This window comes from Bacillus sp. N12A5 (genome assembly GCF_026790125.1).
In the GTDB taxonomy this organism is placed as follows: domain Bacteria; phylum Bacillota; class Bacilli; order Bacillales; family Bacillaceae; genus Bacillus.
In genome coordinates, this window is the sequence record NZ_JALAMR010000002.1 from 152,117 (window position 1) to 166,307 (window position 14,191).

The 14,191-nt window shown below is 45.9% G+C and carries 15 protein-coding genes; 13 read left to right on the top strand and 2 right to left on the bottom strand.

Features of this window, described 5'->3' with window-relative positions:
- The first annotated feature begins 55 nt into the window (after positions 1–55).
- From argC to MOC09_RS01140, 8 genes are all read left to right on the top strand, one after another.
- On the top strand, positions 56–1,093 hold the full coding sequence (argC, locus tag MOC09_RS01105; RefSeq protein WP_268361611.1) for an N-acetyl-gamma-glutamyl-phosphate reductase: 1,038 nt from the start codon (positions 56–58) through the stop codon (positions 1,091–1,093).
- Positions 1,094–1,112: 19 nt separating this feature from the next.
- A complete protein-coding gene (gene argJ, locus MOC09_RS01110; protein ID WP_268369280.1) occupies positions 1,113–2,333 on the top strand; it encodes a bifunctional ornithine acetyltransferase/N-acetylglutamate synthase in 1,221 nt (406 codons plus the stop codon).
- Between the two features lie 14 nt (positions 2,334–2,347).
- Positions 2,348–3,124, top strand: coding sequence for an acetylglutamate kinase (gene argB / locus MOC09_RS01115; RefSeq protein WP_268369282.1), 777 nt, complete (start codon positions 2,348–2,350; stop codon positions 3,122–3,124).
- Complete coding sequence (locus MOC09_RS01120) at positions 3,121–4,278, top strand: acetylornithine transaminase (protein WP_268369284.1); 1,158 nt, start codon at positions 3,121–3,123, stop codon at positions 4,276–4,278. The genes argB and MOC09_RS01120 overlap by 4 nt, the downstream gene beginning before the upstream one ends.
- A gap of 70 nt (positions 4,279–4,348) precedes the next feature.
- A complete protein-coding gene (locus MOC09_RS01125) occupies positions 4,349–5,410 on the top strand; it encodes a carbamoyl phosphate synthase small subunit (protein WP_268369286.1) in 1,062 nt (353 codons plus the stop codon).
- Positions 5,403–8,495 (top strand): carbamoyl phosphate synthase large subunit, encoded by a 3,093-nt coding sequence (locus tag MOC09_RS01130; RefSeq protein ID WP_268369288.1) that lies wholly within the window; start codon positions 5,403–5,405, stop codon positions 8,493–8,495. The genes MOC09_RS01125 and MOC09_RS01130 overlap by 8 nt, the downstream gene beginning before the upstream one ends.
- Complete coding sequence (argF, locus tag MOC09_RS01135; protein WP_268369290.1) at positions 8,483–9,424, top strand: ornithine carbamoyltransferase; 942 nt, start codon at positions 8,483–8,485, stop codon at positions 9,422–9,424. Before MOC09_RS01130 ends, argF begins: the two co-directional genes overlap by 13 nt.
- 101 nt (positions 9,425–9,525) lie before the next feature.
- On the top strand, positions 9,526–9,705 hold the full coding sequence (locus tag MOC09_RS01140; RefSeq protein WP_087993455.1) for a YjzC family protein: 180 nt from the start codon (positions 9,526–9,528) through the stop codon (positions 9,703–9,705).
- A 47-nt stretch (positions 9,706–9,752) separates the two neighbouring features.
- On the opposite strand, the gene MOC09_RS01145 is transcribed toward MOC09_RS01140, so the two are convergent.
- Positions 9,753–9,938, bottom strand: coding sequence for a YjzD family protein (locus tag MOC09_RS01145; RefSeq protein WP_268361629.1), 186 nt, complete (start codon positions 9,936–9,938; stop codon positions 9,753–9,755).
- A gap of 251 nt (positions 9,939–10,189) precedes the next feature.
- Between MOC09_RS01145 and MOC09_RS01150 the strand changes: the two genes are divergently transcribed.
- The 4 genes from MOC09_RS01150 (at position 10,190) to comZ (ending at position 12,812) form a co-directional block, all read left to right on the top strand.
- Positions 10,190–10,924 (top strand): hypothetical protein, encoded by a 735-nt coding sequence (locus MOC09_RS01150; protein WP_268369292.1) that lies wholly within the window; start codon positions 10,190–10,192, stop codon positions 10,922–10,924.
- Between the two features lie 80 nt (positions 10,925–11,004).
- Positions 11,005–11,562, top strand: coding sequence for a hypothetical protein (locus MOC09_RS01155; RefSeq protein WP_268361635.1), 558 nt, complete (start codon positions 11,005–11,007; stop codon positions 11,560–11,562).
- 90 nt (positions 11,563–11,652) lie between these two features.
- Positions 11,653–12,606, top strand: coding sequence for a transcriptional regulator Med (gene med, locus MOC09_RS01160; RefSeq protein ID WP_268361636.1), 954 nt, complete (start codon positions 11,653–11,655; stop codon positions 12,604–12,606).
- Between the two features lie 14 nt (positions 12,607–12,620).
- The gene (gene comZ / locus MOC09_RS01165; protein WP_010329363.1) at positions 12,621–12,812 is read left to right on the top strand and encodes a ComG operon transcriptional repressor ComZ; all 192 of its coding nucleotides are present in this window, start codon (positions 12,621–12,623) and stop codon (positions 12,810–12,812) included.
- Positions 12,813–12,840: 28 nt separating this feature from the next.
- On the opposite strand, the gene MOC09_RS01170 is transcribed toward comZ, so the two are convergent.
- Positions 12,841–13,068: a hypothetical protein gene (locus MOC09_RS01170; protein WP_268361639.1), complete on the bottom strand. Its 228-nt coding sequence runs from the start codon at positions 13,066–13,068 to the stop codon at positions 12,841–12,843.
- Between the two features lie 164 nt (positions 13,069–13,232).
- On the opposite strand from MOC09_RS01170, the gene fabH reads away from it, so the two are divergent.
- Positions 13,233–14,171, top strand: coding sequence for a beta-ketoacyl-ACP synthase III (fabH, locus tag MOC09_RS01175; RefSeq protein WP_268361641.1), 939 nt, complete (start codon positions 13,233–13,235; stop codon positions 14,169–14,171).
- Positions 14,172–14,191 lie beyond the last annotated feature (20 nt).

A 14,191-nucleotide genomic window follows, 5' to 3' on the forward strand; every position in this document is an offset into this window, starting at 1 on the left:
TTATTCATGTTATAATGTTAAATAATTTCACAAAGACCAAGAAGGTGAACTTGTTTTGAAAATAGGAATTGTAGGCGCTACGGGTTATGGAGGCACCGAACTTGTCAGGATTCTCTCCCACCACCCGCATGCAGAGGAATGTATACTTTATTCATCCAGTGGTGGAGGAAATGTCTATAGCGAGGTTTATCCTCATCTTGCCGGCTTAGCGAATCAGAAGCTGAAGCCCATTGATATGAATACGATCAAACATGAAGTAGATATCATGTTTCTTGCTGCACCGCCCGGGGTATCAAGTGAATTGACTCCGCAGCTGGCAGATGCGGAAATTCCGGTGATTGATCTGTCAGGTGATCTGAGGATACAAGAGCCGGCTGAATATGAAAAATGGTATAAACGGACAGCGGCACCGAAGGCGGTGATTCAAGAGGCGGTTTACGGCCTGGCAGAACTGAATCAAAAGCAAATTCAACAGGCAAAGCTCATCGCTAATCCGGGCTGTTTTCCAACTGCTGTTTTGCTTGGCCTCGCGCCATTGGCTCAAAAGAAGCTGCTCAATGAGTCCTTCGTGATTGTTGACGCGAAGACCGGTGTTTCCGGAGCAGGAAGAAAAGCATCCATGGGAACTCACTTTTCTGAGCTGAACGACAATTTCAAAATTTACAAAGTCAATGAACATCAGCATACGCCGGAAATTGAACAGGCGCTGCAGGAATGGCAGCCGGGGCTCGGGCCTATTACGTTTTCAGCTCACTTGGTTCCGATGACAAGGGGCATCATGGCGACGATGTATACACAATTAACCTCTGATCTATCGGCAGATGACCTGCATGATTTATATTCGGAATTTTACCAAGATTCATATTTTGTGAGAGTAAGGCCAAAAGGGCAGTATCCGCAAACGAAGGAAGTGTACGGCAGCAATTTCTGTGATATCGCCGTTACCCTCGACGAAAGAACGAACAGAGTTACAATCGTCTCGGTAATCGATAATTTAATGAAGGGTGCCGCCGGTCAGGCTGTGCAAAACTTTAATGTAATGAATGGCTGGAATGAAGAGACTGGACTCACCATGATGCCAATTTATCCATAGAACGGGAGAGAATCGAACCATGATTCAGTTAAGTGAAGATCAAATTGTTAAAGTAACAGGTGATGTATCCTCGCCAAAAGGGTTTCAGGCAAAGGGTGTGCATTGCGGTCTGCGATACTCGAAAAAAGACCTCGGCGTCATTATCAGCGAGACACCAGCAGTCAGTGCAGCAGTTTATACCCAAAGCCACTTTCAGGCTGCTCCGATCAAAGTCACACAGGACAGCTTAAAGCATGGATCAGCATTGAAAGCCGTCATCGTCAACAGCGCCATTGCCAATGCGTGCACGGGTGAACAGGGCTTAAAGGATGCATACGCAATGCGGGAGTGCCTTGCTTCACAGCTTGGCATTGAGCCGGAACTTGTCGCTGTTTCATCAACCGGCGTCATCGGAGAACATTTAGATATGGAAAAAATCCAGGCGGGCATCAAGCTGCTGAAAGAAACACCTGCGGGCTCGGGAGATTTTGAGGAAGCGATCTTAACAACCGATACGGTGATCAAGCAGACGTGCTATGAGCTGACAATTGGCGGAAAAACAGTCACGATCGGTGGAGCGGCTAAAGGCTCGGGAATGATTCACCCGAACATGGCCACGATGCTGGGATTTGTGACAACAGATGCGGCAATCGAAGAAAAAACGCTGCAAAAGGCGCTTCGCGAGGTCACTGACGTTTCATTTAACCAAATTACAGTTGACGGAGAAACATCCACGAACGATATGGTATTGGTTATGGCAAACGGCTGCGCGGAAAATGAGTGCCTGACAGAAGAGCATCCAGACTGGCCTGTCTTTAAAAAAGCGCTCTTGCTTACCTGCGAGGATTTGGCTAAAGAGATTGCTAGAGACGGAGAAGGCGCGACCAAACTAATCGAGGCGCAAGTGCGAGGCGCAAAAAACAATCTTGATGCAAACGTGATTGCCAAGAAAATAGTCGGCTCAAGTCTCGTGAAAACGGCAGTCTATGGAACAGATGCCAACTGGGGGCGGATCATCGGAGCCATCGGACACAGCGCAGCACAGGTGACGGCAGAAGAAGTAGAGGTTTATCTCGGCGGCCAATGCCTGTTTAAGCATAACGAACCTCAGCCATTCTCTGAATCTCTCGCCAAGGAATACCTTGAAGGAGATGAAATCACCATCGTTATCAAGATGGATGAAGGGGACGGGAACGGAAGAGCGTGGGGCTGTGACCTGACCTATGACTATGTCAAAATTAACGCGAGCTATCGCACGTAATAAAGGGGAGCGAAATGAAGAAAACCATCGTTTTTAAATGCGGGGGAAGCGTCATACGTGAGCTGTCGGAGGAATTTTTTCATAACCTGAAAGAATTGAAGGCGTCTGGATGGAAACTGGCAATCGTTCACGGCGGCGGCCCGGAAATCACAAAGATGCTGAAACGGTTAAATATCAATACAGAGTTTTCGGGCGGACAGCGGAAAACAACGAAGCCGGTACTGGAAGTGGCGGAAATGGTTTTATCCGGTTCTATTAATAAATTTTTCGTTGCCGAGCTTGCCAAACGCGGACTGCGGGCCGCAGGCATCTCTGGTAAGGACGGCGGTCTTTTGGAGGCGGATTATCTCGATCAGGAAACATACGGGGAAGTCGGAGAAATCAAAAGAGTCGATGCGTCCATGGTGAACGCGCTGATGGAAAAGGGCATCATCCCTGTTATTGCGCCGCTGTCTATGACGAGTGACTGCAGGACGCTGAATGTAAATGCCGACCTTGCTGCTTCAGCAGTTGCCGGAGCGCTGGAAGCTGAAAAGCTGATGTTCGTCACAGATGTAGATGGGATCATGAAGGAAAAGCAGCGTCTTGACGTTCTGACCCCTGAGGAGATTCAGATGCTGATCAAACAGGAAGTGATCACAGGGGGGATGATTCCGAAGGTTAATTCAGCTTTGTCAGCTTTATCAGATCAGGTGTCTGAAGTCATGATCGTAAACGGAAAAGGATCATTCTTCACAGACCAAACCTTTCAAGGAACAAAAATCGTTAAAGCAAAGGAGGCTGTTTCATGAGCAGCTTGTTTCAAACCTACGGACGCTGGGATATTGACATCAAAAAAGCAAAGGGAGCGTACGTTGAGGATCAAAACGGCAAAACATACCTCGATTTCATTCAGGGGATAGCAGTATCAAACTTAGGCCACTGCCATGAAGCGGTAACAGAAGCAGTCAAAAAACAGCTCGACAGCGTATGGCACGTTTCCAACCTGTTTCAAAACAGTCTCCAGGAGCAAGCGGCACAAAAGCTGGCGGAGCACAGTGCAGGAGATCTCGTCTTTTTCTGCAACAGCGGTGCGGAAGCGAATGAAGGCGCGATAAAGCTCGCCCGAAAAGCAACTGGAAAAACAAAAATCATCACTTTCCTGAAGTCTTTCCATGGCCGCACGTATGCAGGGATGGCTGCGACCGGTCAGGATAAAATCAAAACAGGCTTCGGCCCGATGCTTGAAGGCTTTCACTACCTTCCATACAATGATCCTTCTGCTTTTGAGGCTTTTGGGCAGGAAGGCGATATTGCCGCGGTGATGCTTGAAACAGTGCAGGGAGAAGGCGGGGTCAACCCGGCGAGCGCTGAATTTTTAACAGCTGTACAGTCGTTTTGCAAGGAAAAGAATGCCCTTTTGATCATTGATGAAATTCAGACTGGCATCGGTCGGACAGGAAAGGGCTTCGCATACGAGCACTTCGGACTCTCACCGGATATCATCACAGTCGCAAAAGGATTGGGAAACGGCTTTCCGGTTGGCGCTGTCATCGGCAAGAAACAACTGGGTGAAGCATTTACCCCTGGTTCTCACGGAACAACCTTCGGAGGAAATATGCTGGCGATGGCTGCAGTGAATGCCACATTGCAAACTGTGTTTCAGCCTGACTTTCTGCAAGAGGCTTCTGACAAAGGGTCATTTTTAAAAGAACAGCTCGAAGCTGAACTAAAGAGCCCTTTTGTCAAACAAATCCGCGGTAAAGGATTAATGCTTGGAATTGAGTGTGATGGCCCTGTTGCTGACATCATTACTGAATTGCAGACATTAGGCTTGCTTGTATTGCCGGCCGGCCCGAACGTCATTCGGCTGCTGCCGCCGCTCACCGTGACAAAGGATGAAATGGCAGAAGCTGTCAGTAAGCTGAAACAGGCAATCGCACAGCATTCAGCAGTAAACCAGTAATTTTTTTTCGGTAAAAAAGCATAAAAATTCATTTTTATAATTAATTATTCATCAAGAGGTGGGCTGTTAGATGGAAGGTTATTTAGTGTTAGAAGATGGAACAGCGTTCAGCGGCGAGCTGGACGGTCATGAAAGCTGCACGGGAGAAGCTGTTTTTTTTACAGGAATGACAGGCTACCAGGAAGTGCTGACAGATCCATCGTACAAAGGGCAGATTATCGTATTTACCTACCCGCTGATCGGCAACTACGGCATTAATGAAAAGGATTTTGAAAGCAAAAAACCGCAAGTGAAAGCCGCGGTTGTTTACGAGGCGTGTGATCATTTTTCCCATCATGAAGCGGTATACAGCCTCAGGGAGTATTTGCAGAAATGGAACATCCCGCTGTTAACCCATGTTGATACGAGGGCTGTCGTGAAAAAAATCCGGGCAAACGGAACGATGGGAGCGACTGTCACAGCCTCTAAAGAAGCAGCTGAGATCGCCCTACAGCCTGAGAACGTGGCAGAGCAGGCATCCGCACAGAAAATCAGCACCCTAGGAGACGGAAATAAACATATCGCCCTCATCGATTTCGGCTATAAAAAGTCTATAGCATCATCACTCGTCAAACGAGGCTGCAAGGTCACCGTGGTGCCGTATCAGCAAATAGAATCTGTATACGACATAAAGCCGGACGGCATTGTGTTATCAAATGGGCCTGGAGACCCGAAAGCCATTCAGCCGTATTTAGGAAGGATCAAAAGCATCGTCAGCCGTTATCCGACTCTCGGCATTTGTCTCGGCCATCAGCTGATTGCGCTCGCGTTCGGAGGGAATACATTTAAGCTGCCATTCGGACACAGGGGCGCAAATCATCCGGTTATCGACCGTAAAACGAAACGTGTTTTCATGACAAGCCAAAATCACAGCTATGTGGTAGATGAACAGTCGATTAATGAAGAAGAGCTCACGATCAGGTTTCATCATGTCAATGATACGTCAGTTGAAGGGCTTTCCCATAAAAAACTGCCTGTCATGAGTGTTCAATTCCACCCGGAAGCCCATCCCGGACCAGCGGAAAGCGAATGGATTTTTGATGATTATTTAAAGAATGTGATACCAGCAAGGAGAGAGATCGCGCATGCCTAAAGACACCAGTATTTCAAGCATATTAGTAATCGGCTCAGGTCCGATCATCATCGGGCAGGCGGCGGAATTTGATTATTCAGGCACTCAAGGATGCATCGCGCTGAAGGAGGAGGGCTACCGGGTAATCCTTGTCAACAATAATCCGGCGACAATTATGACCGATGAAGCCTTTGCTGATGAAATTTATTTTGAACCGCTGACAGCAGAAAGCCTGACAGCCATCATTAAGAAAGAAGAGCCCGATGGACTTCTTGCCAATTTAGGGGGGCAGACCGCGCTGAATTTAGCAGTGGAACTTGAAGAAACGGGTGTTTTAAAAGAGCACGGCGTCAAACTTCTCGGTACATCTGTTGAGACGATACAAAAAGGAGAAGACCGGGAAAAATTCCGCTCGTTAATGAATGAATTGAACCAGCCGGTGCCAGAGAGTGAAATTGTTGATAACGAGGCCGACGCCCTGCGTTTTGCGGAATCCATCGGTTTTCCTGTCATCATTAGGCCCGCTTACACATTAGGCGGAAAGGGCGGCGGCATCGCTCCTGATAAAGCGGCCTTTACAGCCATGATCAAGCAGGCGCTACTAGCCAGTCCGATCAATCAATGCCTTGTCGAAAAAAGCATAGCCGGCTTTAAAGAAATCGAATATGAAGTGATGCGTGACAGCAATAATACCTGCATTACCGTGTGCAACATGGAGAACATCGATCCGGTCGGTGTGCATACCGGTGACTCCATCGTTGTGGCGCCGTCACAAACGTTAACAGATGAAGATTACCAAATGCTCCGGACGGCAAGTCTGACAATCATCTCAGCGCTTGATGTCGTAGGCGGCTGCAACATTCAATTCGCGCTTGATCCATTGAGCAAGCAATATTATGTCATTGAAGTCAATCCGCGGGTAAGCCGGTCATCTGCTCTCGCGTCTAAAGCAACCGGTTATCCGATTGCAAAGATGGCTGCGAAACTGGCGGTCGGATACACCCTTGACGAGCTGAAAAATCCGCTCACAGGATCGACTTACGCAAGCTTTGAACCTGCGCTGGACTATGTCATCGTCAAGTTTCCGCGCTGGCCGTTTGATAAATTCAAAAACGCAGACCGCAAACTCGGCACAAAAATGAAAGCCACCGGTGAAGTGATGGCGATTGAACGGAATTTAGAAGCAGCGATACAAAAAGCAGCGGCGTCACTTGAACTAAAAAATATCGGTACGCACCTCCCAGAGCTCAGCGGTTTGTCGATTGAAGCGCTATGGGATTTGGCAGTCACTCCTGACGACCGCAGATTTTTCGTAGTCATGGAACTGCTTAGCCACAGCGTGGCGATTGAGGACATTCATGCAAAAACAAAAATTGATCCGTTTTTCCTGCATACCTTTGCCAACATCATCACACTGGAAAACCGCCTGATGGAAGCGGGAGGCGAACTCTCTTTTGAATTATTGAAAAAAGCAAAGGAAAAGGGATTTTCAGACGCAACGATTGCCGCACTGATCGGCAAAACAGAAGAAGAGGTGCGCATGCTTCGCAAGGAGATGGGCATTACCCCTTCATTTAAAATCGTAGATACCTGCGCGGCTGAGTTTGATGCAAAAACAAACTACTTTTACTCCACATATTTCGGGGAGACCGATGGAGACATCAGCTGCAAAGAGAAAAAACGCGCGCTGATTATCGGATCAGGCCCGATTCGGATCGGCCAGGGCGTTGAATTTGATTACAGTGCTGTTCACGGTGTATTGACACTGCAAGAGCTTGGGTTCGAGACGATCATGATTAACAATAACCCGGAAACGGTCAGCACTGATTATGAAATTGCGGACCGCCTGTATTTTGAACCGATGACCACGGAGCACATTTTAAATGTGGCGGAGCAGGAAAACATTGATTTTGCAATCGTGCAATTTGGCGGCCAAACCGCGATCAATGCTGCTGAAGCACTCGAAAAAGCCGGCATTACCCTTCTCGGCACATCATTTAAAACGCTCGACGTGTTAGAGGACCGGGATCAATTTTATCAGCTTCTTGATGAGCTTGGATTGAACCATGCAAAAGGAGAAATCGCTTATACAAAAGAGGAGGCCGTTGAAAAAGCAGATGAGATCGGTTATCCGGTGCTGATCCGCCCATCTTACGTCATCGGCGGAATGGGCATGATCATTGTTGACTCGCAAGCTCAGCTTTCTGAGCTGCTGAACGGTGAAGACAGCATGCCGTACCCGATATTAATTGATCAGTATGTATCTGGAAAGGAAGTCGAAATTGATTTGATTTCCGACGGTGAGGACGTCTTTATCCCGACCTATACTGAGCATATTGAACGGGCTGGTGTCCATTCGGGAGACAGCTTTGCCATTCTTCCTGGACCATCCATCACAAGCGTGCTGCAGCAGGGAATAAAAGATGCCGCGCAAAAAATTGCCCGAAAGCTTTCATTTAAAGGCATTATGAACATTCAATTTGTGATTGATAATGGAAACATTCTTGTTCTTGAAGTGAATCCGAGAGCGAGCCGCACAGTTCCCGTTGTGAGCAAAGTGATGGGGGTTCCGATGATTCCGCTTGCCACACGGCTGCTGGCGGGTGCGTCTTTAAAAGATGTAAACCCTTCAGTTCAAAATCATCATGGCGTTGCCGTGAAGTTCCCTGTATTTTCTTCTCATGCGATTCAGGATGTGGACGTTAAGCCGGGGCCGGAAATGAAATCGACAGGAGAAGGCATGTGTGTTGCATATGATGCCGACAGCGCCTTGAAAAAAATCTATACACGTGTCTGGAATCAAAAAGGAAGCATTTATTTGCAGAACGGGCCGGAAGATCTGCAAAAGCTAGCAGTAAACGCTGGTTTTACGGTTCATAAAGGAACATTTGCCTCGTGGATGGAACAGGAAGGAAAAGGGCTCCACATCAATTTGAGCGGCTCTGAAGAAGCGCGTAAAGAACGTTTGGAAGCGATGACGCACGGCATCCCAGTCTTTACAGAAGAAGAAACCGTGCGGGCGTTTTTACAAAGCGGTTCAGGCCATCCTCAGCCTGTATCTCTCAAAGACCTCTATAAAAAGGAAGTGGCATCATGCACACAGTGACGCAGACCAGTTTATACGGAAAAGACTTATTAACGTTAAAGGATCTTAATGAACAGGATATAAACGCATTGCTCGCAGAAGCCGGTGAACTGAAACAAAACAAAATCCAGCCTATTTTTCAAGGAAAAACCTTGGCGATGATTTTTGAAAAATCATCAACGCGGACCCGAGTTTCATTTGAAGCCGGCATGGCGCAGCTGGGCGGGAGCGCCCTCTTCTTAAGCCAGAAAGATCTGCAGCTGGGGCGCGGTGAAACTGTCGCTGATACCGCAAAAGTGCTGTCAGGCTATGTCGATGCCATTATGATCCGGACATTCGAGCATGAAAAGGTGGAGGAGCTTGCCAAAGAGGCTGACATTCCGGTCATCAACGGTCTTACTGATAAATACCATCCATGCCAGGCGCTGGCGGATCTTTTGACGATTAAGGAAATAAAAGGGAAGCTTAAAGGCGTGAAAGTCGCATACATCGGTGACGGAAATAATGTGGCGCACTCATTAATGATCGGCTGCGCGAAAATGGGCTGTGTTATCTCGATCGCTTCGCCAAAGGGATACGAAGTGTTAGATGAGGCAGTTGAAGCGGCAACATCAGCTGCACTTCAATCCGGTGCTTCTATCACGCTGACGGCTGATCCGATTGAAGCTGTAAAAGACGCAGACGTGATTTATTCTGATGTGTTTACAAGCATGGGGCAGGAAGCGGAAGAGCAAGAGCGTCTCGCTGTCTTTGCGCCTTACCAGGTGAATGCGGCGCTTGTCAGCCATGCCAAGCCCGATTATACATTTTTACATTGCCTTCCCGCGCACCGTGAGGAAGAAGTGACAGCTGAGATTATAGACGGGCCGAATTCCGCAGTATTCCAGCAGGCGGAAAACCGTCTCCATGTGCAAAAAGCCCTGCTGAAGGCCATTTTATACAAAGGGTAGTAATCAAAAACTGCTGAGCCAGACTTAGCAGTTTTTTGATGGCAACATATTCACAGCCGCTTAGGCGCATACTACACGAAAAAGGAAAAGGAGGAAAAACAGTGGGACAGCAGCATCAATTCCGGCCGGGACAGAAAGCGCCCAATAATGGTGTCTACGTTGAAATCGGCGAGACGGGGAGCATGGTTAAAAACCCTCAAAAAATCCATCTGTCAGCAGGGGATATGTTTCCAGAAACATCAAATCATAATCGGCTATGGACATATAAAAGAAAGCCGTGAACACGAAAAAAACCCAAAACAATGAAATGTTTTGGGTTTTTGGCATTTTAATGCTGGCTTGCATTTTTGTTCATAGGCATGATTTCCGCTAAAACCATGATTAAGACATACAATACAACAGCGATTACTGATGATGTTTTGACATTATACGCAGCACTGTTCATGCTGGCAATCAAGTAGCATGCCATATGTGATAAAAGGAACGTCCAAATAAAAGCAATAATAAATCGCACGTTTCCACCTCGTCTTTCTCATTCTATTCTAGAAGCTATCATACCATACAAAAAGCGAAGGGGGAATCCAATTTTAGAAGAAAGTGAGGTGACAAAAGAGTCTGATTCGTCACATTTTAATGGTAAAATATAAAAAATCGCCAATCGGTATAATAGCCAAAACTGTAAAAGGCTAGGGCTTTACCTTATTCGTTTCTTTTCTTTTTACATAAGATAGCGTGAGATGAAGTGTGAAAGGAGGCGGGCAAGCGATGGGAATAACGGAAAGGTATTTTCAATTGGGAACGGAGCATAATGTCATTCATCTGCCCTATCGCCCGAACGGCTTCGGCATCTTTATCTTAGGGGACAGGACCCACTTTGTCGGGAATGATTCAAGCTTTTGGCTTCAGCATTACGGCAGAAATCAGCTTCTGAACATGCTGAGGAATGAAGGATATACCCTTTTTAACAGCAATTTGTTCGGAAGGCACTGGGGCGCGGAAAAAGCGGTCGTCTATGCCAAACAGCTGATACATTACGTGCTGAAGCAGGAAATACTCAATCCGAAGATTCATATTTTAGCAGAAGGCATGGGTGCTCTCGTGGCCGATGAACTGCTTCGTTTTTCCCCGGATCATATCCGCTCAGCCGCAATGTTGAATCCTTGTCTCGATCTTCATGCACATTATGAATCAGAGAAAGAGAATAAATTTTTCTATAAACAATTTGTAAAAGAGATAGCGGAAAGCTACGGCATTTTTGAAAAAGAAGCGGAAGCGCTCCGTTACAAAACAATTGAAAGCTATTCAAGCCGTGTGCCGGTTCATATATGGCAGCGGATGACCGGAGCTCCCTATCCATACAGCGTACATGCGGAGGTATTCAAGGAAAAACAACAAAGGCAAGGGTCACCGGTAGACATGACATTTCACTTATTTGAGCATCCAAGCAGAATTTATGCATCAATTTGTAAATTCTTTCACAGTCATGAAAAAGAGTTATAGAGAATACAATAACAGCAGCCTTCTCTTTTGCGGAGGCTGTTTTGTTTTGGAAATGAGAAACTGGAAGGGCGGCAGATGCAATGGAATCAACACTGATTGTAGGTGCGGACGAATTTTTCGGCCTTTCATTATGCGAGCGAATGATGGAAGAAGGCATACATGTTGACGTTATTCTGGCGGAAACAGAAGATGAAATGAGGCAAATGTACTTAGAAGAAAGACTCATGTGGCTTGGGAGAAATGAACTCTTTCGCCAGCTTGAGCACATTGGGGAGCGAAAATATGATACAATTTGTATCCAGTTCGGCGGTTTGCCCTTAGACCGATATGATTCCCCCTATGTATTGGTATATGAACAAGATCGAACAGAATGGGAAAAAATCAAAAAGACAGGTTCAGAAAAAGCGGTGATCCTGCCGAAAATGTATGGGCCGTGGAAAGAAGACACCGGGGAAGACGGCTTTTACACAGACGATGTGGCAGACGAACTGCTGAGGTTTCTGCTTGAACCAAGCCGTGATAAAAACAATAATCAGATTTTTAATTTGCAAGTCACACAAAAAACCTCGAAAGAAGAAGCAAAAACAAAAATTATCGAGTGGAAAAGACAATTTTCATCAATTTTCGACAAATATTAAGAAAAACCTTCCATGTTTCGAGGTTTCTAGATACAATAAACGTATAAAAATAATACATGTTATAGCTTGTCAAAAGGAGTTGAACATGACTTGATCACAAGGCTTGTCATGATCTTTTCTGTCCTCCTTTTATTGAGCGGATGTGGACAAACTCCGTTTAAAGGAAAAATTGAGAAGGTCGGCATGCTCTTTCCTGATACGATTAATGACCTCGTATGGGGCACAAAAGGGTACAAAGGATTACTGAATATTCAATCAAAATACAATGTGGACGTCTACTATAAAGAAGGCGTTAAAACAGATGAAGATATCATAAATGCGATTGAGGATTTTCATAAGCGGGGCGTCAATCTTCTCTACGGCCATGGAAGTGAATATGCAGAGGTATTTAACTTAGTCAGCGAAGATTATCCGGATATGGAATTTGTCATTTCTAATGCGAAAGCGAAAGGTGATAATGTGACGAGTGTCCATTTTAGCGGAGAAGCAATGGGCTTTTTTGGGGGAATGACAGCTGCCCATATGTCGAAAACAAATCAGGTCGGTGTAATTGCTTCCTTTACGTGGCAGCCGGAGGTTGACGGCTTTATCAAAGGGGCCAAATATGAAAATCCTGATATAGAAGTAAACACGAAATATACGGATCATTGGGATGATGATTCGACAGCAGTAAAGCTTTATCAGAAAATGAAGAACGAAGGCGCGGATGTTGTGTATCCTGCTGGAGACGGGTATAATGTTCCTGTCATTCAACAAATCAAAAAAGACGGCCTTTATGCCATCGGTTATGTCACAGATCAATCAGACCTTGGCGAGAATACCGTATTAACCAGCACGGTGCAAAATGTGGACAAGGCCTATGAAATCATCGCTGAGCAATTCAACAAAGGCACCCTTGAAGGCGGCGATCATTACTACGACCTGAAAACGGGAGTTGTTGAAATGGGAACATTTAGTCCGCTTGTCGATAAAGACTTTCAGCAGAGAATCGCCAAGCTGATCAAAACCTATAACAAAACAGGCGAACTGCCAAAAAATGAGTAATGGAGTGACTTCACATGCAGCACGAAAAATCAATGGAATTCTTGCAAATTGCCATGAAATATCTGCCTGAAGCGAAAGAGCAGCTTGAGAAATCGGGCATTGAGCTGTCCATGGAGGCCATCCAGCCGTTTATGAATCTATTCACAACGGTGATGGCGGAAGCGTATGAGCTCGGCAAATCTGACGCAAAATCTGAAACCGAATAAGAAGAAGCCACTTTTTGAAAGTGGCTTTTCACATGATTTTCTTTTTAATAGCGGAAATCATCGGTGCAAGCTCCTTTAAAGCGGGCTTGATTTGATCAAGAGAGTTCATAATTGAACCGATTTGATCCATAATATGCATGTAATTAATCGTTTCTTCTTCGTTTGGCTGGGAAACCTCCTCTTGCTGTTCTTCCTTCTCTGCTGTTTGCTTTGCGGAATCGCCGAACATCATCCTTGAGAACACATCCAACTGCATACGCCTCCTTTCTATATACCATACTCTATGAGTAAGATGAACTGATAGTTTAGACGAATATATTGCCATGTGAAAAAAAATAGGATAGAATTAGTACCTGATACTAATAATTGATCTCAACCAGATTGATCTTCTAAATTTACGATATAAAGGAGTCTTCCCTAATGAAAGCTGGAATACTTGGTGTTGGACGTTACATTCCTGAGAAGGTTTTAACAAATCACGATCTTGAAAAGATGGTTGAAACTTCTGATGAGTGGATTCGTACCAGAACAGGAATAGAAGAAAGAAGAATTGCCGCGGATGATGTGTATTCATCACATATGGCAGTTGCAGCAGCGAAAAATGCGCTGGAACAAGCTGAAGTGGCTGCTGAGGACCTGGATATGATCCTGGTTGCAACTGTTACACCTGATCAATCATTTCCTACGGTCTCTTGTATGATTCAAGAACAGCTCGGCGCGAAGAAAGCGTGTGCTATGGATATCAGCGCGGCTTGCGCGGGCTTCATGTATGGGGTTGTAACCGGCAAACAATTTATTGAATCCGGAACCTACAAGCATGTTCTTGTTGTCGGTGTAGAAAAGCTCTCAAGCATTACAGACTGGGAAGACCGCAATACAGCCGTTCTGTTTGGAGACGGAGCAGGTGCTGCGGTAGTCGGGCCAGTCAGCGATGACAGAGGAATCCTTTCATTTGAACTAGGGGCAGACGGCACAGGCGGTCAGCACTTGTATCTAAATGAAAAAGGTCATACAATCATGAATGGACGAGAAGTTTTCAAATTTGCAGTCCGCCAAATGGGAGAATCATGTGTAAATGTTATTGAAAAAGCCGGTCTCTCAAAAGAGGATGTCGACTTTTTGATTCCGCATCAAGCGAACATCCGCATCATGGAAGCCGCTCGCGAACGTTTAGAGCTTCCTGTCGAAAAGATGTCTAAAACCGTTCATAAATATGGAAATACTTCTGCCGCATCCATTCCGATTTCTCTTGTAGAAGAATTGGAAGCCGGTAAAATCAAAGACGGCGATGTGGTCGTTATGGTAGGTTTCGGCGGAGGATTAACATGGGGCGCCATTGCAATCCGCTGGGGCCGATAAAAAAAGGTGAGGTGCACACA